This is a genomic window from Nocardia sp. NPDC087230 (assembly GCF_044744725.1).
In the GTDB taxonomy this organism is placed as follows: Bacteria; Actinomycetota; Actinomycetes; order Mycobacteriales; family Mycobacteriaceae; genus Nocardia; species Nocardia canadensis.
The window spans coordinates 669,330-690,007 of sequence record NZ_JBIUYV010000003.1 but is presented as its reverse complement, the minus strand read 5'-3'; the positions used below and the strand labels follow the sequence as shown (position 1 = coordinate 690,007).

General features: G+C 69.6%; 19 protein-coding genes. 5 read left to right on the top strand and 14 right to left on the bottom strand.

Going from position 1 to position 20,678, the window contains the following annotated elements:
- Both hydA and ACIO52_RS15280 read right to left on the bottom strand, forming a co-directional pair.
- The gene (gene hydA, locus ACIO52_RS15285; protein WP_255587686.1) at positions 1 to 1,419 is read right to left on the bottom strand and encodes a dihydropyrimidinase; all 1,419 of its coding nucleotides are present in this window, start codon (positions 1,417 to 1,419) and stop codon (positions 1 to 3) included.
- Entirely contained in the window at positions 1,419 to 2,258 is an 840-nt protein-coding gene (locus ACIO52_RS15280; RefSeq protein ID WP_342800802.1) for a nitrilase-related carbon-nitrogen hydrolase, read from the bottom strand. The genes hydA and ACIO52_RS15280 overlap by 1 nt, the downstream gene beginning before the upstream one ends.
- A 122-nt stretch (positions 2,259 to 2,380) precedes the next feature.
- Here ACIO52_RS15280 and ACIO52_RS15275 point away from each other — a divergent pair, with 122 nt between their 5' ends.
- The 3 genes from ACIO52_RS15275 to ACIO52_RS15265 all read left to right on the top strand — a co-directional run bounded on the left by ACIO52_RS15275 (position 2,381) and on the right by ACIO52_RS15265 (position 5,955).
- Positions 2,381 to 3,778, top strand: coding sequence for an aminotransferase class I/II-fold pyridoxal phosphate-dependent enzyme (locus ACIO52_RS15275; RefSeq protein WP_402644340.1), 1,398 nt, complete (start codon positions 2,381 to 2,383; stop codon positions 3,776 to 3,778).
- 261 nt (positions 3,779 to 4,039) lie between these two features.
- A complete protein-coding gene (locus ACIO52_RS15270) occupies positions 4,040 to 5,158 on the top strand; it encodes a methyltransferase (protein ID WP_402644337.1) in 1,119 nt (372 codons plus the stop codon).
- 104 nt (positions 5,159 to 5,262) lie between these two features.
- The gene (locus ACIO52_RS15265) at positions 5,263 to 5,955 is read left to right on the top strand and encodes a peptidylprolyl isomerase (RefSeq protein ID WP_342800800.1); all 693 of its coding nucleotides are present in this window, start codon (positions 5,263 to 5,265) and stop codon (positions 5,953 to 5,955) included.
- A 306-nt stretch (positions 5,956 to 6,261) separates the two neighbouring features.
- Here the strand turns inward: ACIO52_RS15265 and arc are convergent, their stop codons facing one another.
- A complete protein-coding gene (gene arc / locus ACIO52_RS15260) occupies positions 6,262 to 8,022 on the bottom strand; it encodes a proteasome ATPase (protein ID WP_218718337.1) in 1,761 nt (586 codons plus the stop codon).
- Positions 8,023 to 8,223: 201 nt separating this feature from the next.
- Here arc and ACIO52_RS15255 point away from each other — a divergent pair, with 201 nt between their 5' ends.
- Positions 8,224 to 8,748 carry a hypothetical protein gene (locus ACIO52_RS15255; protein ID WP_218718338.1) on the top strand — a complete coding sequence of 175 codons (525 nt, stop codon included), beginning with the start codon at positions 8,224 to 8,226 and terminating at the stop codon, positions 8,746 to 8,748.
- 97 nt (positions 8,749 to 8,845) lie between these two features.
- Here ACIO52_RS15255 and ACIO52_RS15250 read toward each other — a convergent pair whose 3' ends face one another.
- Together ACIO52_RS15250 and ACIO52_RS15245 are read right to left on the bottom strand one after the other, a co-directional pair.
- Positions 8,846 to 9,355: a DUF4442 domain-containing protein gene (locus ACIO52_RS15250; RefSeq protein WP_218718339.1), complete on the bottom strand. Its 510-nt coding sequence runs from the start codon at positions 9,353 to 9,355 to the stop codon at positions 8,846 to 8,848.
- Positions 9,356 to 9,467: 112 nt separating this feature from the next.
- Positions 9,468 to 10,301: a tRNA (adenine-N1)-methyltransferase gene (locus ACIO52_RS15245; protein WP_218718340.1), complete on the bottom strand. Its 834-nt coding sequence runs from the start codon at positions 10,299 to 10,301 to the stop codon at positions 9,468 to 9,470.
- A gap of 120 nt (positions 10,302 to 10,421) precedes the next feature.
- On the opposite strand from ACIO52_RS15245, the gene ACIO52_RS15240 reads away from it, so the two are divergent.
- Positions 10,422 to 11,321, top strand: a complete 900-nt coding sequence (locus ACIO52_RS15240; protein WP_402644332.1) for a RecB family exonuclease — start codon at positions 10,422 to 10,424, stop codon at positions 11,319 to 11,321.
- Positions 11,322 to 11,370: 49 nt separating this feature from the next.
- Here ACIO52_RS15240 and ACIO52_RS15235 read toward each other — a convergent pair whose 3' ends face one another.
- From ACIO52_RS15235 to ACIO52_RS15195, 9 genes are all read right to left on the bottom strand, one after another.
- Positions 11,371 to 12,498, bottom strand: a complete 1,128-nt coding sequence (locus tag ACIO52_RS15235) for a putative sulfate exporter family transporter (protein ID WP_316575180.1) — start codon at positions 12,496 to 12,498, stop codon at positions 11,371 to 11,373.
- Entirely contained in the window at positions 12,498 to 12,632 is a 135-nt protein-coding gene (locus ACIO52_RS15230) for a hypothetical protein (protein ID WP_255587688.1), read from the bottom strand. Before ACIO52_RS15230 ends, ACIO52_RS15235 begins: the two co-directional genes overlap by 1 nt.
- Before the next feature lie 208 nt (positions 12,633 to 12,840).
- Positions 12,841 to 13,692, bottom strand: coding sequence for an ATP phosphoribosyltransferase (hisG, locus tag ACIO52_RS15225; RefSeq protein ID WP_218718343.1), 852 nt, complete (start codon positions 13,690 to 13,692; stop codon positions 12,841 to 12,843).
- Between the two features lie 57 nt (positions 13,693 to 13,749).
- Positions 13,750 to 14,013, bottom strand: a complete 264-nt coding sequence (locus tag ACIO52_RS15220) for a phosphoribosyl-ATP diphosphatase (protein ID WP_110041330.1) — start codon at positions 14,011 to 14,013, stop codon at positions 13,750 to 13,752.
- A gap of 277 nt (positions 14,014 to 14,290) precedes the next feature.
- Positions 14,291 to 16,105, bottom strand: coding sequence for a choline/carnitine O-acyltransferase (locus ACIO52_RS15215; RefSeq protein ID WP_316575181.1), 1,815 nt, complete (start codon positions 16,103 to 16,105; stop codon positions 14,291 to 14,293).
- Between the two features lie 9 nt (positions 16,106 to 16,114).
- A complete protein-coding gene (locus ACIO52_RS15210; RefSeq protein WP_218718345.1) occupies positions 16,115 to 16,930 on the bottom strand; it encodes a class I SAM-dependent methyltransferase in 816 nt (271 codons plus the stop codon).
- Between the two features lie 12 nt (positions 16,931 to 16,942).
- The gene (locus ACIO52_RS15205; protein WP_218718346.1) at positions 16,943 to 17,806 is read right to left on the bottom strand and encodes an arpA protein; all 864 of its coding nucleotides are present in this window, start codon (positions 17,804 to 17,806) and stop codon (positions 16,943 to 16,945) included.
- 154 nt (positions 17,807 to 17,960) lie between these two features.
- Positions 17,961 to 18,656, bottom strand: a complete 696-nt coding sequence (locus tag ACIO52_RS15200) for an HAD family phosphatase (protein ID WP_308248469.1) — start codon at positions 18,654 to 18,656, stop codon at positions 17,961 to 17,963.
- 77 nt (positions 18,657 to 18,733) lie between these two features.
- A complete protein-coding gene (locus tag ACIO52_RS15195; RefSeq protein ID WP_402644325.1) occupies positions 18,734 to 20,569 on the bottom strand; it encodes a serine/threonine-protein kinase in 1,836 nt (611 codons plus the stop codon).
- Positions 20,570 to 20,678 lie beyond the last annotated feature (109 nt).

Sequence of the window (20,678 nt, the reverse complement as noted above, 5' to 3'; positions counted from 1 at the left end):
TTACAGGAGGTTCTGCGACAGCCCGCGCCGCACGAAACGTCCGTGCCCGGCGCGGCCGTGATAGGCGCCGTCGTCGACGATCACCCGGCCACGCGACAGGACGGTGTCGACGTGCCCGTCGATCTCGAAGCCCTCCCAGGCGGAGTGGTCCATGTTCATGTGGTGGGTCTTGCCGAGGCCGATGCTGGTGTGCCCGTTCGGGTCGTAGATCACCACGTCGGCGTCGGCGCCCGGGCTGATGACACCCTTGCGCGGATACATCCCGAACATCCGGGCCGGCGCGGTGCAGCAGACCTCCACCCAGCGCTCCAGCGACAGGCGCCCGTCCTTGACGCCCTGGAACAGCAGATCCATCCGATGCTCGACGCCGCCGATGCCGTTGGGGATCTTGCTGAAATCGCCGAGCCCGAGCTCCTTCTGGTCCTTCATGCAGAACGGACAGTGATCGGTGCTGACCGCGGTGACGTCGCCGGTGCGCAGATAGCGCCACAACTCGTCCTGATGCCCTTCCGCCCGCGACCGCAGCGGGGTCGAGCACACCCATTTCGCGCCCTCGAAACCCGGTGCCCCCAGCTGTTCTTCGAGCGAGAGGTACAGGTACTGCGGACACGTTTCGGCGAAGACGTTGTGCCCCGCGTCGCGTGCGGTGACGATCTGTTCCATCGCTTGCTTGGCCGAGACGTGCACCACGTACAGCGGCGCGCCGGTCAGCTGCGCCAGCATGATCGCGCGGTGGGTCGCCTCCTCCTCCATCTGCCACGGCCTGCTGGTGCCGTGGAAGTAGGGGGCGGTGTCGCCGCGGGCCAGCGCCTGCTCCACCAGCACGTCGATGGCGATGCCGTTCTCGGCGTGCATCATCAGCAGCGCGCCGAGGTCGCCCGCGGTCTGCATGGCCCGCAGGATCTGCCCGTCGGTGGAGTAGAAGACACCCGGATAGGCCATGAACAACTTGAAGCTGGTGACTCCTTCGGCGACGAGTTCGCTCATCCCCTCGAGGGATTCGTCGTTGACATCACCGACGATCTGATGGAACCCGTAGTCGATCGCGCAGTTGCCCGCCGCCTTCTCGTGCCACTCGGCCAGGGTGTCCTGCACCCGCTGCCCCGGCTTCTGCACCGCGAAATCGACGATCGTGGTGGTGCCGCCCCAGGCCGCGGCCCTGGTCCCGGTCTCGAAGGTGTCGCTGGCCTCGGTGCCGCCGAACGGCAGCTGCATATGGGTGTGGCCGTCGACGCCGCCGGGGATCACGTACTTGCCGGTCGCGTCGATGACGGTCTCGGCCGACGCGGCCAGGTCGGCCCCGAACACGGTCGAACCCGGGTGCAGGACAGCGACGATCGTCTCGTCCTCGATCAGCACGTCGAGGGGCTGGGACCCGGTAGCGCTCACCACCGTTCCGCCGTGGATGAAGGTGCGCATCACGGCTCCACCAGCGCGCCGTAGGCGTCGGGTCGGCGGTCTCGATAGAAGGCCCACCGATCGCGCACCACCTTGATCAAGTCCATGTCCAGGTCACGGACGACCAATTCCGGTGCGGTATCGGAGGCGACCTCGCCGACGAATTTCCCCTCGGGGTCGACGAAATAGCTCGTGCCGTAGAAATCGTCGTCGCCGTATTCGGCTTCGATACCGACCCGGTTGATCGCGCCGATGTAATACTCGTTGGCCACCGCGGAAGCCGGCTGTTCGAGCTTCCACAGATAACTCGACAGTCCGCGCGAGGTCGCCGACGGGTTGAACACGATTTCCGCGCCCGCCAGTCCGAGGGCACGCCACCCCTCCGGGAAATGGCGGTCGTAACAGATGTAGACCCCCACCTTGCCGACCGCGGTGTCGAATACCGGCCAGCCCAGATTGCCCGGCCGGAAGTAGAACTTCTCCCAGAAGCCGTGCACCTGCGGTATGTGGTGTTTGCGGTATTTGCCCAGGTAGCTGCCGTCGGCGTCGATCACCGCCGCGGTGTTGTAGAGCACGCCCGGTTGCTCCTGCTCGTACACCGGCAGCACCATCACCATGTTCAGTTCGGCGGCCAGCGCGGCGAACCGCTCGGTCGTGGGGCCCGGCACCGATTCGGCGTAGTCGTAGAACTTCGGGTCCTGCTGCTGGCAGAAATACGGTCCGTAGAACAACTCCTGGAAGCAGATCACCTGCGCGCCCTGCGCCGCCGCCTCCCGGGCGTAGTCCTCGTGGGCTTTGATCATGGATTCTTTGTCGCCGGTCCAGGTGGTCTGGACCAGGGCCGCTCTGACGATTCCCATGCTTTGTTATATTGCCCCCTCCGACGATCGCATTGTGTTACAACTGCGCGGAAACAGTTTCGTTGTCGTAAAACATGGCGGTGTACCGGGGATAGGGTCTGTTACGGCCGCAGAATGGGGCCATGACCGACGCCTCGCCGACCGTGCTGCCCGCGGACTTCGCCGGGGACCTCGACGAGCGCAGCGCCGCCGGGATCGCGGCCGCCGTCGGCCGCCGGATCCGTTCCGGCGCACTCGCTCCCGGCACCCGGCTGCCGACCGTGCGCGAGGTCGCGCGCGAACTGCGAGTCTCCCCCGCCACCGTCAATCAGGCGTGGCGGGCGCTGGCGGCCACCGGCGCGATCGTCGCCCGGGGCCGGGCGGGCACCTTCGTCGGGGAGCTGCCCGCCCCGCCCGCCGGGCGCTATCAGCGGCTGCATTCGCCCTCCGACAACGCTTTTCGTGTCGACCTGTCCCGGGGCACCCCCGATCCGGCACTGCTGCCCGATCTGGCCGCCGCCCTGCACGCCCTGTCCCGCGACACCGCGCCGGGCGATCTGTCCGCGCATTATCTCGGCGAAGCGGTCCTGCCCGCGCTCGCGGCGACGCTGCGGGCCGACTGGCCGTGGCCGTGCGAGCGGCTGGCCGTGCTCGACGGCGCACTCGACGCCGTCGACCGGCTGCTCGCCGCGCATGTCCGATTCGGCGATCCGGTCATCGTCGAGGACCCCTGTTTCCCGCCGTTCCTGGACCTGCTGGCCCGGCTGGGTGCCCGGCCGATCCCCGTGCGCCTCGACGAATCCGGGTTCCGCCCCGAGGAATTCGCGCGCGCCTTGACCGGCCCCGCACCCCGCGCGGTGATCCTGCAGCCCCGCGCGCACAACCCCACCGGCGCCTCCCTCGACACTGCTCGGATCCGCGCGCTCGCCGCGCTGCTGGCGCCACACCCGGCCCTGATCATCGAGGACGACCATTCCGCGGGCATCGCGACCAGCCCACTGCGCTCACTCGCCGCCCGTTTCCCCGACCGCGGCGTCTACATCCGCTCGTACTCCAAATCCCACGGCGCCGACCTGCGTCTGGCCGTCGCAGGCGGCCCCGCGGCCCTGCTCGACCCGGTGGTCGAGCGCCGCATGCTCGGCCCCGGCTGGTCCAGCCGGCTGCTCCAGCGCGTCCTGCTCACGATGCTGTGCGACGCGGACGCCCGCGCCACCGTCGCCCGCGCCCGCCTGGAGTACCGCCGCCGCGCCACCGCCCTGCGCCGCGCCTTGGCCGCCCACGGCGTCGCCGTGTCCCCGGGCGACGGCATCAATCTCTGGCTCCCCGTCCACGACGAGAACGCCGCCATGATCAGCCTCGCCGCGGCCGGCATCAAGGCCGCCCCGGGTGGCCCCTTCGAGGTGGGCCCCCACCCGCCCGCCGACCACCTCCGCCTCACACTGGGCGCTCTGACCCCGGACACCGACCTCCCCTGGCTGGCCGCCGAGCTCGCCACCGCCACCACCGCGACACCCACTTACCGCCGCATCCGCCGCCCCTGAGCGGTCGCGAGCGCACCCACCGACGGCGGTGACCACCCTGTCCGGGCACGACCCGGCCGGGCACGCGCGGTGCCGATACGGCAGAATGGAGATTTCCTCCCCCTCGAAAGGCAGCAGTGGTGACGCTCGGCATGGTCCTCGGCGACGCAGACCCGCGCATTTCGGCGCGGTAGCGATCGAGGCTGTCCGTTTCACCCGCTCGCACCCCGGCGTCGAAGTGCTCGTCGTGTCACCAGCACCATCGACCACCGGGAGACTCCCGTGTCCACCATCGTTTGGACCGAAGACCGCATCCAGCACATCGCGCCGTGGCATTCCGAGAACGGCGCACCCGCACCGACCGCCGTGGCGACCGCCGGCGATCGCCTGCCCGCCGATCAGGCGTTCCGGCGGATCCAAGCCGGCGAATCCCTGCTCTGGCAGGGCGATTACCACAACGGCCGTCAGCTCCTGCAGGCGCTGGCCCGTCGCGCCGACCGTGCGCGCACCGTGGCGCCGACCGGTGACCTGACCGCGCGCTACGACCACGAGCGGGCCCGGAAGCGCCGCCGCGCGGGCATTCTCGGCGCCGTCCTGGTCCAGCTCGACGACACCAACGACCTCGACCTGCGCCGCGCCCCCGATGTGCGGGCGGCCTGCACCGCCGCTTACGGGCCCGCCACCGCGGGCCGGGTCGTCACCTTTTCGGAACTGCTCGGGGTGCTCAGCGCCTATCGCTGGCACCAGCAGGGAGTCGAGGTGCCCGCGCTCGGCGCGCGCATCCATCCCGGCTACGGGGTCTTCTCCCCCACCCGGGGCGAATACGTCGACCTGGTCGCGGACGCGCCGCTGAATCCCGAGGTGCGCACCGCCTTCGATCTGGGCACCGGCACCGGCGTGCTCGCCGCGCTGCTCGCCCAGCGCGGCGTCTCCCGGATCGTCGCCACCGACATCAACCCGCGCGCGGTGCGCTGCGCGACCGACAATCTCACCCGGCTCGGCTACGCCGACCGGATCACCGTCACCGGTCCCACGCTGTATCCGCAGGGCCGCGCCGATCTCGTCGTCTGCAATCCGCCCTGGCTACCCGGCACCCCGACCTCCGATCTGGAACGGGGTGTCTACGACCAGGATCAGTCGATGCTCACCGACTTCGCGTACGGTCTGCGCGCGCATCTGACGCCGCGCGGTGAAGGCTGGCTGGTGCTGTCCGACCTGGCCGAGCTGCTCGGTCTGCGCTCGGCCCGCCACCTCCCCCGCCTGCTCGACGACGCCGGACTACAGGTGCTGGCCCGCTCGACCACCCGGCCGCGGCATCCGCGGGCGAGCGATCGCGACGATCCGCTGACCGCGGCCCGCACCGCGGAGACCACCTCGCTGTGGCGATTGCGAGCACGCTAGCCCGGCCACCGAGTTCGGCCGGTCCCTCCCCGTCCGGCGGCCGCGGCTGGCAGGATGCGCGGTACATCGTCCGGCAGCACCCATTCCGAGGAGACACCGTCCAGGTGAGCAGTCATTCGCAGGACCGTTCCATCGTCGGCACCACCCGGCGGGCCGCGCTCGGCCTCGCCGCCGCCGCCACGGCGCTGGTGGCGATCGCCCCCGCCGCCCAGTCCGTCCCCGCCCACCAGGCGGTCGTCCCGGGCTGCGCCCCGGCCGTCGCCGGGGTGCCGAACGGCAAGCAGTGGGCCGCCGAGCCCGCCCTCACCATCGACCCCGCCGCGTCCTACACCGCGACGCTCGACACCACCTGCGGCGTCGTGTCGATCGAACTCGACGCCGCCGCCGCGCCGCGCACGGTGAACTCCTTCGCGTTCCTGGCGAACGAGGGCTACTTCGACCACACCCGCTGTCACCGGCTCACCACCCAGGGCATCTACGTCCTGCAGTGCGGCGATCCCACCGCGACCGGCATGGGCGGCCCGGGCTACAAGTTCGGCGACGAGAACCTGGCCGGCGCGGTCTACCCCGCGGGCACCGTGGCGATGGCCAACGCGGGCCCCGGCACCAACGGCAGCCAGTTCTTCCTGGTCTACCGCGACACCCAGCTGCCGCCGAACTACACCCCGTTCGGCCGGGTCACCGCGGGCATGGACGCGCTCACCACCATCGCGAACGCCGGTGTCGCCGGTGGCGGGGCCGACGGCACGCCGGTGGCCGATGTGGTGTTCAACGCGGTGACCACCGCACAGGCCTGATCAACGACCGAGGGCCGCGTCTCCGGGAGTGGGAGACGCGGCCCTCGTCGGACGGCTGGTGATCAGCCGGCGCTGATCGAGCTGAACAGGTTCTGAATGGTCTGCAGGATGATCTCGGTCAGCAGATCAGCGGCGGAACCGGCCATGACAACACTCCTCGTTTACGGGTCCTCATCAGGTGCGACGAACATGTGAAGCGTGCCCTATCCACTCTGTGTCGCGTGGCGTTTTCGGGAAAAAACTCACACATTCCCGGTACGCGAGAAGGCCGCGTCCCCGGGGGAACGCGGCCTTCCGTCGTAGGGCTTACAGGTACTGACCCGTATTGGACTCGGTGTCGATCGCCCGGCTCGCCGAGGCGTTCTTGCCGGTGACCAGCGTGCGGATGTAGACGATCCGCTCGCCCTTCTTGCCCGAGATCCGAGCCCAGTCGTCCGGGTTGGTCGTGTTGGGCAGGTCCTCGTTCTCGGCGAACTCGTCGACGATCGAGTCGAAGAGGTGCTGTATCCGCAGACCCGGATTCCCGGTGTCGAGCACGGACTTGATCGCGTACTTCTTCGCCCGGTCGACGATGTTCTGGATCATCGCGCCGGAGTTGAAGTCCTTGAAGTACAGGACCTCCTTGTCACCGTTGGCGTAGGTGACCTCCAGGAACCGGTTGTCGTCGCTCTCGGCGTACATCCGCTCGACGACCTTCTCGATCATCGCGTCCACGCACGCGGCCTTGTCGCCGTCGAACTCGCGAAGATCGCTCTCGTGCAGCGGCAGCGTCTCGGTGAGGTACTTGGAGAAGATGTCCTGCGCCGATTCCGCGTCCGGCCGCTCGATCTTGATCTTGACGTCCAGGCGGCCGGGCCGCAGGATCGCGGGGTCGATCATGTCCTCGCGGTTGGACGCGCCGATCACGATGACGTTCTCGAGACCCTCGACACCGTCGATCTCCGAGAGCAGCTGCGGCACCACGGTGGTCTCCACATCGGAGGAGACACCCGAACCACGGGTCCGGAAGATCGAGTCCATCTCGTCGAAGAACACGATCACCGGGGTGCCCTCGGAGGCCTTCTCGCGGGCCCGCTGGAAGATGATCCGGATGTGGCGCTCGGTCTCACCGACGAACTTGTTGAGCAGCTCGGGGCCCTTGATGTTGAGGAAGAAGGACTTGGCCTCCTTGGCGTCCTCACCACGGGCTTCGGCGATCTTCTTGGCCAGCGAGTTGGCGACGGCCTTGGCGATCAGCGTCTTACCGCAGCCGGGCGGACCGTAGAGCAGCACGCCCTTGGGCGGACGCAGCGCGTACTCCCGGAACAGATCCTTGTGCAGGAACGGCAGTTCCACCGCGTCCCGGATCTGCTCGATCTGCCTGCCGAGGCCGCCGATGTCGGTGTAGTCGACGTCGGGAACCTCTTCCAGCACAAGGTCTTCGACCTCGGCCTTGGGCACCCGCTCGAAGGCGAAGCCCGCCTTGGTGTCGACCAGCAGCGAATCACCGGGCCGCAGTTTGCGAATCGGGGAGTCGGGGTCGTCGATGTCGTCGTACTCGGCGATCTTGGACAGCGGCCCGGACAGCCAGACCACGCGCTCCTCGTCGGCGTGACCGACCACCAGGGCCCGCCTGCCGTCGTCGAGAATCTCGCGCAGCGTGCCGATTTCGCCGATGGCGTCGAAGTTCCCGGCCTCCACGACCGTGAGCGCTTCGTTGAGGCGCACGGTCTGGCCGTACTCGAGCGTCGCGACGTCGATGTTGGGCGAGCAGGTGAGGCGCATCTTGCGACCGGAGGTGAAGACGTCGACCGTCTGATCCTCGTAGGTGTGGATGACGATGCCGTAGCCGCTGGGCGGCTGACCCAGGCGATCGACTTCCTCACGCAGGGCGATCAGCTGCTGGCGCGCTTCCTTGAGCGTGTCCATCAACTTGCCGTTGCGGATGGTCAGCGAATCGATCCGTGCTTCCAATTCGCGTGCGCGATCCGGCGAGTCGGCGAGTTGTCTGCGAAGAGCAGCCGCCTCGGCGCGTACCGCCTCGAGCTCTCGCCAGGCCGCCGAATCCGAATTCTCGTTGGGGCTCATGATGCTGCTCCTCCCAGTCCCGGTCTTTCAACGCTACCGGGCGCGGTCCGTTCTCGCTTTCCGACATGGTTTCGTCGTGATCACATCTTGTACGGCAGGTACGACATCGGCCGCCGAATTACGCGTGTTAGGCTCCCCTAACACCCCGATCCGGGGCAGCAGGCGAGAGCACTCGCCCATCGAGCCGAAAGGTTGCCGAGCATGCTCCTTCCTACCCGCACGATCCGTGTCACCGTCGCTACCGCCGCTGCGGCGCTCGCCGTTACCGTCGGACTGACCGGTTGCGGCGGCTCCGACGATTCCTCGACGAAGGCCACCAGCAGCAGTACCAGTATCGCGGCCGCTCCGTCCAGCATTTCGGCAACTCCGTCCGGTGACAACGCCGCCGCCCCCACCGCCGATTCCCTGAAGGCGACGCTGATCAAGTTCTCGGACCCGGCGCTGTCCACCGACGAGAAGGCCGAGCTCATCGTCAACGGTGACGCGCGCAAGTCCAACATCGACCAGATGAACGGCATGCTCGCCGGCTACACCCTCACCTTCGCCGTCGACAACGTCGTGACCAGCGGCAACACCGCGACCGCCGATGTCACCATCACCTCGCCGCACGGCACGGCGCCGGCCTTCCCGGTCACCTGGGAGCAGGTCGACGGCACCTGGAAGCTCTCCGACGCCAGCGGCTGCCTCCTGCTGGGCTTCGCGCAGGCCCCCTGCACGCCCGCCTGACGCCCGCTGCGGCCCCGGCCGGCCCCGCGGGGTCCAGCCCGGGCCGTTCGCACGCTGTGCACGGCACAGGGAACCCGCGACGGCCGGTTCCCCACGGTCACTCCGGCAGCCGCCGGACGTAGAGTTGCTGGGCCGCGCGAGCGACCAGGGCGCCGCTCGCGTCGACGATCTCGGCACTGTGTTCGGTGATCGACTTCGCACCCGCCGCGGTCGCCGCGCGGATGCCGGCGACCTGCTCGCGCGACAGGCCCATCGTGGCGGTGACGGTGCCCCGCCCCGGCCGGAGGAATTCGATGGAACCGGTGATGTTCCAGATCCGGTAGCCGCGCCCGAGCTGGCCGTAGGCCATGATCGCGAAGAACGGGTCGGTCATCGAGTACAGGGTGCCGCCGAACGCGGCCCGGTTCGGGCTGTTGCGGTTCCACGGACGCACCCGGTAGGCGACGCTGACCGAGGTCCAATCGGCGGCGATGTGTTTCACCCGAACCCCGCCGAACAGGTATGGCGGGAAGACGTTGAACACCGCGCGATACAGGCGCGGGGAGTCGCCGGGATACAGCATCCCGGCGGACGGACCCTTCGTCGCGGACGATTCGGTTTCCGGCATGCTGCCCCCTCCGAGCGCGACCCGCCGGGTCGCGATCCACGCCGCTCGACCGCGAGCGGCTCCCGCATCGCACCTTAGTGGCGCGCCGCGCGAGCCGCCACGGGTCCGGGTATCAGCCCTTCGACGGCCGACGCTGCGGCTTGGGGGTGACCGTGCCCTCGGCGAGGCGACGCGCGCTCACCAGGAAGGCGGTGTGGCCCTGCATGCGGTGTTCGGGCCGCACGGCCAGGCCGACGACGTGCCAGCCGCGCACCATCGACTCCCACGAGCGGGGTTCGGTCCAACACTCCTGCTCGCGCAGCGCTTCGACGACCTTCGACAGCTGGGTCACCGTCGCCACGTAGACGATCAGCACACCGCCGGGGACCAGCGCCTTGGACACCGCGGGCAGCGCGTCCCAGGGGGCGAGCATGTCCAGGACGACCCGGTCGACCTGCTCGCCCTCGTACTGGGCGACATCGGCGACGGTCAGCGACCAGTTGGCCGGGCGCTCGCCGAAGAACGTCTCGACATTGCGGATGGCGTGCTCGGCGTGGTCGTCGCGGATCTCGTAGGAGATCACCTCGCCCTCGGGGCCGACCGCGCGCAGCAGCGAACAGGTCAGCGCGCCGGAACCGGCGCCCGCCTCGAGCACCCGGGCACCGGGGAACACATCGCCCTCGTGGACGATCTGCGCCGCGTCCTTCGGGTAGATGACGGCCGCGCCCCGCGGCATCGACAGCACGTAGTCGACGAGCAGGGGGCGCAACGCCAGGTAGGGGGTGCCGTTGGTGGACTTCACGACGGTGCCCTCGTCGGTGCCGATGAGGTCGTCGTGCTTGATGCCGCCGCGGTGGGTGTGGAATTCCTTCCCTTCCTCCAGCACCACCGTGTAGAGGCGCCCCTTGGCATCGGTCAGCTGCACCCGGTCCCCGATGGCGAATGGACCGGTCCGTCTGGCCGTCATGTATCTCCGTTCTTCGAGTGGACCTCTCAGCCTGCCAGGTCGGGGTGCCGTCGCCGGAACGGGGTGAGGCGGAGGTGAGGTGCGGCACGCGTGTCGGTGGGTGCCGATACTCTGCGAACCATGTCAGTGCCCGTGTCCGCGTCCCTTGCCGACGACACCGCCGACGGTCCGGCCCCGCGGTCGCGACCGGCGCTGTCACCTTCGCGGGCAAGCGATTTCAAGCAGTGTCCGCTCAAGTACCGGTTGCGGGCGATCGATCGGGTGCCGGAGCCGCCGACGCGGGCCGCGGTGCGGGGCACGGTGGTCCACGCCGTGCTCGAGGATCTGTTCGGGCTGCCCGCCGCCGAGCGGCACCCGGCCAGGGCGGCGGAGTTGGTGCCCGGGGCGTGGGATCGGGTGCGCGCCGATCGGGCCGGGATCGACGAGCTGGTCGCCGAGGGCGGTCCCGAGGCACTGTTCGACGAGGTGCGCGGGCTCGTCGAGAGCTACTACGAGCTCGAGGATCCGACCCGGTTCGAGGCACACGCGCGCGAGGAGCGGGTGGAGGTCGAGCTGGCCGGCGACATCCCGTTGCGCGGGTTCGTCGACCGCATCGATGTCGCCGCGAACGGCCTGCTGCGGGTGGTCGACTACAAGACCGGCCGCGCCCCCGGCCCGACGCACGAGGCGCGTGCGCTGTTCCAGCTCAAGTTCTACGCGCTGATGATCCTGCGCACCCGCGATATCGTGCCCGCCCAGCTGCGGCTGATCTACCTGGCCGACAAGGTGCTGCTCACCTACTCCCCCGACCGCGACGAGCTGGAACGCTTCGAACGGATCCTGACGGCGCTGTGGCAGGCGATCCTGGAGGCGGGCCGCACGGGTGATTTCCCGCCCAACCGCAACACGATGTGCCGGTTCTGCGATTTCCAGCACCTGTGCCCGGAGTTCGGTGGCACCCCGCCGCCGTATCCGGGCTGGCCGCAGCAGGCGCCGGTGGACCTGGGGCTGCCGGAGGCGCGGCCCGCCGAAGACGTCTGAGCCGGCCGGTGGCGCGGCCGCCGCCCCCGCGGCGACGACCGCGCGACCCTCACACGGTGAAGTCGCGGAACAGCAGCACCGAAAGCCCTAGGCCGACAAACAGATTCACCACGACCGCCGACCCGAAGACCGCGATCGGCCGCCAGCCCGCCTTCCGCAGCCCGCGCAGCGAGAACTCCAGGCCGATCGAGACGAAGGCCAGGATCAGGAACCAGGTGCGCAGGTCGTTGATGATCGCGATGTGCGCCGCCCCGGTCTTCTTGTCGACCGACTGCAGGTACAGGGTGCCGATGATCGAGGCGGCGAGGAATCCGAGCACGAACTTCGGGAATCGGGACCAGAATTCGCCGAGGCTGGGTCTGGCCGCGCCCGGCGTGCGGTCCACCCGGAAGGCGAACCAGGCGGTCAGCGCGATGGCCACGAGCCCGATCAGCGCGTTCTGCGTGGTCTTGACGATCGTGGCGATCTCGAGCGCGTCTTCGCCGGCGAGCACGCCCGCCGCGGCCACCGCCGCGGTGGTGTCGATGTTGCCGCCGATCCAGGCGCCCGCCACCGCGTCGGACAGGCCGAACGTGTCGGCCAGCCAGGGCAGCAGGAAGATCGAGGGCAGCGCGAAGATGATCACCAGCGAGGCCGCGTAGGCGATCTGCTCGCGCCGCGCCTGCACCGCGCCCGCCGCCGCGATCGCCGCGCTCACCCCGCAGATCGACACCGCCGAGGACAGCAGCGCCCGCAGCTTGTCGTCGAGTCCCAGCTTGCCGCCGAACCACCAGGTGAAACCGAAGACGATGGTGATCAGCGCCAGCGCCTGGATGATCGACGGCCCGGCCGCCGTCACCAGGATCTTCAGATTGATCGACGCGCCGAGCAGCACCACCCCGGTCTTGATGAAGAACTCGGTCCGGAAACCGGCCGAGAGTCGCTCCCGCAGACCCAGTCTGCTCAGCACGACATTGCCGATCAGGCCGATCGCGATCGCGTACACGGGGTATTCGACCGACTTGGCGATCCGCCGGAACGGCGTCTCCGCCGCCCACCGCGGCGCCTGGGTGTCGAAGAACCGGGTCAGCGCGCCGAGGGCGAGCACGAGCAGGATCCCGGCGACGACATCGGTGGCGGTCGGCCGTGGATTGGCTTGCAGCGCAGCGGTTTCCGTCGTGGTCTCGGACTCGCTCATCACGGCACCAGCCAGTCCGGAATCGCCCCGACCAGGACGAGGGCGATCAGCGCGAGACCGACGACCGTGGCCAGCCAGTCCTCGTTCCACGTGAATGCGCTACCCGGCCGCGGCTCGGGCTGTGTCTGGGACACGGTGACTCCTAGGGTTCCTCATCGAGAAACCGCAAGGTAGCAACGCGCTGGCCCGGCACACACCGATTGCGCTCACCGTGAACCGATTTCGCGCGGCATCACGCGAACGGCCCGACGCGCTGATCGCGCTCGTCGGGCCGTTCGTCGCCCACCGGTGCGGGCGGCGTTCCTCGCCTTCCGCCAGGCGGCGGCGTTCTTCCAGAACGAGTCAGAACGCGCGGCAGGAGCGGATGTCGGTGGCGAGGATGGCCTTGGCGCCGAGGTCGGCGAGGCGGTCCATCAGGTCGTTGCCCTGCTTGCGCGGGACCAGGGCGCGCACCGCGACCCAGTCGGGGTCGGTGAGCGGGGAGACCGTCGGCGACTCCAGGCCCGGCGTGATGGCGACGGCCTCGTCGAGCAGCGACTTGGGGCAGTCGTAGTCCAGCATCAGGTACTGCTGGGCGAACACGACACCCTGGATGCGCGCGATGAGCTGGTTGCGCGCCCGGTCGCCCTGGTCGGAGCCGGTGCGCTCGATCAGCACGCCCTCGGAATCGCACAGCGAGTCGCCGAAGGCGACCAGGTTGTGCTGACGCAGGGTCCGGCCGGAGCCGACGACATCGGCGATCGCGTCGGCCACGCCGAGCTGGATCGAGATCTCGACCGCGCCGTCGAGGCGGATGACCTCGGCCTCGATGCCGAAGCGCGCGAGGTCGGCACGGACCAGGTTCGGGTACGAGGTGGCGATGCGCTTGCCCGCCAGATCCTCGACCTTCCAGTCCTCGCCGGCCGGGGCGGCATAGCGGAAGGAGGAGCGGCCGAAACCGAGCGAGAGCCGCTCGCTGACCGGCGAACCGGAATCCAGGGCCAGATCGCGGCCGGTGATGCCGAGGTCGAGCTCACCGGAGCCGACGTAGATGGCGATGTCCTTGGGCCGCAGGAAGAAGAATTCGACCTGGTTGGCGGGATCGAGGACGGTCAGCTCGCGGGAATCGGTGCGTTTGCGGTAACCGGCCTCGCTCAGGATCGAGACGGCGGATTCCGACAGCGAGCCCTTGTTGGGAACTGCGACGCGCAACATGGGAGGGGACCTTTCGGGAGAAGACGAACGGAGGTGTCGACCGGGACGGATCAGCCGTCACAGATGTCGGTACACGTCCTCGAGCTTCAGCCCGCGACCCACCATCATCACCTGGACCCAGTACAGCAGCTGGGAGATCTCCTCGGCGAGGGCTTCGTCGCTCTCGTGCTCGGCGGCCAGCCAGATCTCACCGGCTTCCTCGAGCACCTTCTTACCCTGGAAATGAACGCCCGCGTCCAGCGCGGCCACGGTGCCCGACCCCTCGGGACGGGTCTGGGCACGCTCGGTCAGCTCGGCGAACAGGGATTCGAAGTTCTTCACGAGGAAAGATTGTTTCACACGCCCGCCACCACATTTCCCACACTGCACCCACGCGCGTGGGAAGCGCCCGTGCCCGCATCCCCAGCCCCGTACCCGCGACCCCGAGGAGCAGCGGCCACGCAGTGGCCGGTTCGCGGCCGTCCCGCCGGTCAGGCGCCGTTGCGTAGGCGACGAAGGAGCAAGCAACGTGCCTGACCGGCGGGACACAAGGGGCCGCGAACTCGAGCGCGCCAGCGCTCCAACGAACACCGCGAACCCGCGGCGCCCGCGCTGTCGACTACCCAGCCAGCAGCACGCGCAGGTCGGCGACCGCGGTGCGCAGGTGGTCGGCGAAGGCGTACATCTGGTCGGCCACCGACTTGGGGGTGGCCAGGTAGATGTTCCAGCGATCCGGCAACAGCACGTAGGCGATACCGATGCAGGTGGGGCTGGTGGAGCCGAAACCGAAGTAGCGGATGTGCACCGACGGCGCCGAGCTGGTGCTCAGGTAGTCGTCGCGCATGATCGTCCAGCCGGGGCTGTCGAACAGCGCGATCTGCTCGTCGGCGACGCCCAGTTCCGCGCCGCGGCGGCGCTGGATCCACTGCAGTTCCCACAGGTGCTGCTCGGGCGCCTGACCCGCCTGGCACTCCTTGGCCCGGCCGACGTGCGCGGCGGCCGCCGTGCGGGCCGCGGCCAGCTTGTCCTCGCGGGCGACGGTGTCGTCGACCATCGCGTCGACGAAGGCCACCATCTCCGGGGTCACCACGCGCATGGCCTCGGTGCGACCGTTGCGGAACTGCCTGGTCGCGATGGACTCGTAGGTGGCGCCGGTCAGGCCCTTGCTGCGCCGGTGGGCGAGCTGGTAGGCCAGCTGGGCGAACGCGTCGGGCGAGATGCCGAGCTTCTTCGCCGCGCCGGTGCCGAAGTCGTCGAAGGAGACCAGGGCAGTCGCGGTGTCGGCGGCGAAGCGGGCGAAGTCCGCGCCCGCCGCGGCGATGTCGGCGCGGGCGGCCGAGTCGAGGACGAATTCGACCGGCTCGACCTGCGGCAGCCCCTGGGCCCTGGCACCGCTGGTGGCGGCGTGGTCCTGGGCGGTCCGCTCGAGCAGCGCGTCCACGAACGAGAGCACGGTGGTGCCGTCGAGGCCGCAGTGCTCGATGTTGATGCCGGCTTGGCCATCGGCGAAGACGATGAACGACACCGACTTGTCGAAGTACCGGTTGGCGCTGTCACCGTGCAGCAGCTGATCGCAGGCGTGCAGTTCGTCGCGCGGGGCGAAGTCCTCCAGGCAGACCGCGAACAGCGCCGTCTCGATCTCGTCGAAGGCCGCGACGTTGGCCGCCTCGGCGCGCAGGGTGGTCCGGCTGCGCGCCCACTCCGCCCGCGCCTTGGTGGTCAGGTGTCCAACCGAGGTATCGGTGGCCGCGGGCTTGGTGCCGCCCTTGATGACCGCGCGCAGCCCGTCGACGACATCGGAGAACGCGTACGGCACGCCGTCGGGGCCGATCACGTCCATCCGGAAGATGTTGCCGCGGTAGAAGACCACGATGTGGCGCGCGTCCGAGGGACCCGGCCATTCCGGGCTGTAGGGCTTGCGCACGGTGTCCTGCACCTCGCCCGGGATGCGGGTCTCGGAGAACAGGTACTTGTTCTGCCACATCGACAGCTGCTGCCCGCGCTGGGTGACCGGCGGGATCCGCTCGGCGTCCAGCGCCAGCTTGTAGTCCACGGCGGCGCCGATGATCGCGGCGGCCCGCTCGGCCTGGCCCGCCACGGTGGAGGCGGCCAGCGGGGTGTCGTCGCGGAACAGGAAGACGAAGTTGGCGTTCAACGCGATCCGGTCGCGGCGGCCCAGGTACCGCGAGGGCCAGAACTCGTCGAGCCAGCTGCCGACCCCCGGAGTGGCGTCGTACTCGGCGAGCGCGGCGTGCAGGGTCCGGCCTGCCCCACCGGGCCGCAGCAGCTCGGCTACTGCGGCCTCGGTGGCGGCGAGTTCCTCGGCGCCGAGCAACGGCTGACACCACTGCAGGAACCGTGCGCAGCTGTCGTCCAGTGTCGGCAGCGGAACCCGGGGCAGGCTGTCTTCGGCGGCGAACGTCGGTTGGTTCAATCCAGATCCTCAGGTCTCGATGGGATGCGGGCGGGACACGAACAGGTTGGCGTAGAGCCAGCCTTCGGCTTCGTGGTCGGTGGTGTCGATTCCCTTGGCCGCCAACGCTTCCAGCACCTGTGCACGTTCCTGGGCCGAAGCGAAGCGCCGCTGCTGGAACATACCGGGACGCTGCTCGCTGCGATAGCCGAGCGCGGCGAGTTCGGCGGCGATCGGGCCGAAATCGAACATCCGCAACACGAAATGCGCCATCCACGGTCGCTTGCGGGGATCCGCCTGGGCGACCCTGGAGAGGGTTTTCTCGGTGATGTAGCCGACGCACCCGGTGGAGATCACCAGATCGGCGGAGGCGAGCACACGACGCTGGGCCTCGGTCGGCTCGGTGGCCTCGAGGTCGGCGTGCACGTAGTCGTGCAGGAATCCGGCGGCATGGGCGTAGGTCAGCGCCGGGCGTGCGGCGTCCATCCCGACGAAGCGTACGTCGGGCATCAGGTCGGCGCGTAACCGCTCCCGATCCGCCGCGATCAGCCCGACCTTGTCGGTCTCGGCGTGGTCGCGATAGTGCCCGGCCAGTTCCTCGACCGTGGTACCGGTCCGCAGCAGCGCCGCGTTCACCCCGTAGGAGCAGCCCAGGTCGAGCACCGTGGGGATCCGGTCCGGACGTGCCGCCCGCAACTGGCGCAACTGCTCCTGGAAGTGCGGCTTGGCCAGCTCCGGGATCCGGTAGTCCAGCTCGTTCATCCGCGCGAAGTAGGCACGCGGATCGGGACTTTCGTAGATGTCGTCGAAGGATGCTTTGCCGGTGGTGTGCAACGGAACGGACATGGGCGGTTCCTCTCAGTCGAGCAGTCGGTCACCTCGGACGGCGTCGGCCGCGGCGGCCACATGGTCGGGCAGGACACGGCCGAACAACTGCCTGGTGCGTTCGACAGTGCCGATCACCCCGGGCCGGTCCGTGTAGGCGAAGATCGCCGAATGTCGTTGTCCCGCACCGGCCACCTCGGTGACCCGGTGCAGCGAGAAGCGGCCTTTGAACAGCTGCAGGTCGCCGGGACGCAGTTCCAGGGCGCGGATGAACCGCTCGCCCTCGCCGGTGAGCACGGCACGCACGTCGTCGAGATGCTCGGCGTGCGGGTCGCGGATGTTGGGGCAGTATTCGAAGACACCGCCGGCGTCGGGGCGCCGCGTCAGCATGCTGACGGTGAACTCGTTGGTGTCGAAATGCCACGGGTGCGACATGCCCGGCTCGACCACGTTCAGGCACAGACCGGCCAGCGGGTCGGCGAATTCGTGCAGTTCGTCGAGTTCGAAACAGTCGGCCACGAACCGCTGGAAGACGGGGTCGGTGTAGAGGCGCTGGATCAGCGCGTCGACGGGGATGCGGTCGCGGGCGACGAAGGCGTTGCCGCGATCGAGCACGATCCGGGCCGGGTGGTCGGCGGGCAGATCGGCGTCGAGCGGGATGTTGTAGGCGTTGACCCGCTCCACCTGGTAATGGGCGTGCGGGGCGATCTGCTCCCCCTCGACCCGCAGCGTCTCCCACAGCTCCGGGCGAATGAATTCGCGCAGAACCGTGCAGCCGTCCTCGGCCAGTTCCGCGCGGGCGGCCTCGACCGCGGCGCGCCGGCCCGGGCCACCGAGATCGGTGAGCGGATACCGTGCGATGTCGACGATTTCGTCAAGCCCCCGCGTCCCTGTCATGAGTTCAGTTTGCGGGAACTTTCGCCGACACGCCCAGGGTTTCGGCAAATCCGGCCTATCCCGGGCAGATCACAGCGTCATGAAATCAACTGTGCGGCAACAGTTTTCGTACATTCCCTGTCGATAGCGGAATTATCACGGTAGGCTATTCGCCCTATCTCGCTGCGCTGCCGAAATGTTCGTCGCGCACCACGAGCGCGGCCCCCAGATCGTTGGCCGACAAACCCACCAGTGACTCCCGGAATACCCGCCCCGGCGCCTCGGGAACCGCGATTTCGCACGGAATCACGATCAGGCCGCAGCCGGCGCCCTGTGCCGCGAGTGCGCCGGTGGGCGAATCCTCGATCGCCACACAGTCGGCCGGGTGGAGTTCGAGCAGGTCGGCGGCCTTGCGGTAGATGGCCGGATCGGGTTTGCCGTGCGGCACTTCGTCACCGCAGACCGAGATGTCGAAGAAGTCGCGGCCCAGCGTGTCGAGCCCGTATTCGGTGAGCGAGCGCTTGGTGTTGGTGACCAGCGCGCAGCGCAGACCCGCCGCGCGCACCATGGCGAGCGCGTCCTTGGCCCCGGGTCGCCACGGGATCGGACCCAGCATCAGCTCGGTGACCCGGCGTTCGAGGAAATCCCCCGCCTCGGTGATCACCCGCGGCGTCGCCTCGACCCCGATCCCCTCGAACAGCATGCGCAGCGCGTTCGGCCCGGAGGCGCCGATCAGCGCGTGGCGAATCTCGTCGGTGAGCTCACTGCCGTGTTCGCGGGCCAGTTCGCGTACCGCGATGTCCCACAGCTTCTCCGAGTCGAGCAGCGTGCCGTCCATGTCCCACAGCACCGCGGCCGGTCGCGCCCTCACCTGTTACTCGCCTCGTTCTCTTCCACGCCGGGTCGGCCCGGCGGACGCCGGGCCGCGTTCAGGGTAGCCGGTGGGTGTCAGACCCCGGACCCGGCGATCTGCAGGTTCGCGCCGGTCCCGCTGACCTGGATCCAGCGGTTCTCCGAGGTCACCGTGCCGTTGGTGAGCTGGTAGGTGAGCGAGACGACCGCCCGGTTCTCCCCGCTCGGGGTGATCGAGCCGACAGTCACCGACCGCACCGTCGACCAGAACGAGGAGTACTGCCCGTAGCCACCGGTCTGGGCCTGATAGCCGGGCGCCAGCTGCGCCCAGGCACCGCCGATGTTGCCGGGCAGCATGCCGTAGTACCCGGCGATGAACTGGCTGATGCGGTCCGGGCTGGGCGGGCCGAACGGGGTGGTGGTGATCGTGGTGCTGGTCGGGCTGGGGGTGGCGGTCGGCTTGCCCGAGGTGCTCGTCGCGGGCGCCGACGAGCTCGCGCCCGGGGTCGTCGGCCCGGTCGGCGTGGAGCTCGGCGGCGCGGAGACGGTGACCGTCTCCTGCTCCGGCACGATCACCACGGTGCTGACCTTGCCATCGACCACCGTGGTGACGGTGACCGGATCCAGCGCCTGCTGCGTGGGGTCCGTGCCCCGCTCGCGCGTGACGACCAGCACGATCAGCATCACCGTGAACGCGGCCACGACGGCCGCGAGCAGCAGGATGGCCCGGCTGTTGTTCGACCCACCGGTGCGGGCGGGCGGCCGCGGGCCGGCCGGCGGCGGGCCGGCCGGGGACCCCGCACGCTCGTCGCTGCCGGGCACGGCGTCCTGCCCATCGTGCTGTCGCGCGTCGGTCCCGGCCGCCGTCGCGGCGCGGTCGGCGCTCGGCCCGGACACCGAAACGCCCGGTGCGCCGGCCGTTCCCGCGGCGGACGATCCGCCGGTGATCGCGGACCTGGCCGCCTTGGCCAGCGCCAGGCCACCGCCCAGCAGCGCCGCCGCGCCGGACTTCGCCGCCGCGCCGCCGGTGGGCGCGCTCGGCTGCGGCAACAGCGTCGTGGCCGCCTCACTCAGCGGGAGCACCTTCGTCGCCGTGGCGGGCAGGGCCGGAACCCGGCCCGCCGCCACGTCTTCGAGCGCCTTGCGCGCCTGGGCCATGGTCGGGCGCTGCTCGGCCGAGGCGGTCAGCAACCACATCAGCACCGGTTCGAGCGCACCCGCCTGCTTCGGTTCCGGCACCACTCCCCTGGCGACGGCGTGCAGTACCGCCAGCGGGTTGTCACCCTCGCCGAACGGCGGGGCGCCCTCGACGGCGGCGTAGAGGGTCGAGCCCAGCGCGAAGACGTCGGCGGCGGGTTTCGGGTCGTCGCCGCGGGCGATCTCGGGCGCCAGGTAGGCGGGCGTGCCCGCCAGGAAACCCGTGGCGGTGACGGTGACATCGCCGGTGGCGTGCGAGATCCCGAAGTCGGTGAGCTTGACGGTGCCGTCGTCGCCGACGAGCAGGTTGGCCGGCTTCACATCGCGGTGCATGATCCCGGCGTCGTGCGCCGCCGACAGCGCGGCGGCGGCCTGGGCGCCGATCCCGGCCACCTCGAGCGGCGGCAGCGTCGCCCCGCCCGCCAGCTTCGCCGCGAGGCTGGGCGCGTTCATGTACTCCATGACCAGCCACGGCTGGCCGTCTTCCTCGGCGACGTCGAAGACGGTGATGGCGTTCGGATGGTGCAGGCGGGCGGCGATGCGACCCTCGCGCATGGCGCGCAGCTTCGCTTCCAGCGCTTGCGAACCGGTGAGCCCCGGCGCGAGCAGCAGTTGCTTCACCGCGACGGTGCGACGCAGCCGGACATCGGTGGCGCGCCACACGACTCCCATCGCGCCGGTGCCGATCGGGTCGGTGAGTCGATAACGCCCCGCGATCAACCGATCCGATGTCATAACGTGTGCCCCTCCTGCAATACCGCCGAGTCGTCCAGCCCTCCGCGCCACAGCGGGATGAAACTTCCGAAAATCCTACGTGCTGAACTGCTTTGCCCTCGTCCTCGCG

Excerpts from the sequence above, each read along its gene's own strand:
- hydA (WP_255587686.1), bottom strand. The coding sequence starts at position 1,419 with ATGCGCACCTTCATCCACGGCGGAACGGTGGTGAGCGCTACCGGGTCC.
- ACIO52_RS15280 (WP_342800802.1), bottom strand. The coding sequence starts at position 2,258 with ATGGGAATCGTCAGAGCGGCCCTGGTCCAGACCACCTGGACCGGCGAC.
- ACIO52_RS15275 (WP_402644340.1), top strand. The coding sequence starts at position 2,381 with ATGACCGACGCCTCGCCGACCGTGCTGCCCGCGGACTTCGCCGGGGAC.
- arc (WP_218718337.1), bottom strand. The coding sequence starts at position 8,022 with ATGAGCCCCAACGAGAATTCGGATTCGGCGGCCTGGCGAGAGCTCGAG.
- ACIO52_RS15255 (WP_218718338.1), top strand. The coding sequence starts at position 8,224 with ATGCTCCTTCCTACCCGCACGATCCGTGTCACCGTCGCTACCGCCGCT.
- ACIO52_RS15250 (WP_218718339.1), bottom strand. The coding sequence starts at position 9,355 with ATGCCGGAAACCGAATCGTCCGCGACGAAGGGTCCGTCCGCCGGGATG.
- ACIO52_RS15245 (WP_218718340.1), bottom strand. The coding sequence starts at position 10,301 with ATGACGGCCAGACGGACCGGTCCATTCGCCATCGGGGACCGGGTGCAG.
- ACIO52_RS15240 (WP_402644332.1), top strand. The coding sequence starts at position 10,422 with ATGTCAGTGCCCGTGTCCGCGTCCCTTGCCGACGACACCGCCGACGGT.
- ACIO52_RS15235 (WP_316575180.1), bottom strand. The coding sequence starts at position 12,498 with ATGAGCGAGTCCGAGACCACGACGGAAACCGCTGCGCTGCAAGCCAAT.
- hisG (WP_218718343.1), bottom strand. The coding sequence starts at position 13,692 with ATGTTGCGCGTCGCAGTTCCCAACAAGGGCTCGCTGTCGGAATCCGCC.
- ACIO52_RS15210 (WP_218718345.1), bottom strand. The coding sequence starts at position 16,930 with ATGTCCGTTCCGTTGCACACCACCGGCAAAGCATCCTTCGACGACATC.
- ACIO52_RS15205 (WP_218718346.1), bottom strand. The coding sequence starts at position 17,806 with ATGACAGGGACGCGGGGGCTTGACGAAATCGTCGACATCGCACGGTAT.
- ACIO52_RS15195 (WP_402644325.1), bottom strand. The coding sequence starts at position 20,569 with ATGACATCGGATCGGTTGATCGCGGGGCGTTATCGACTCACCGACCCG.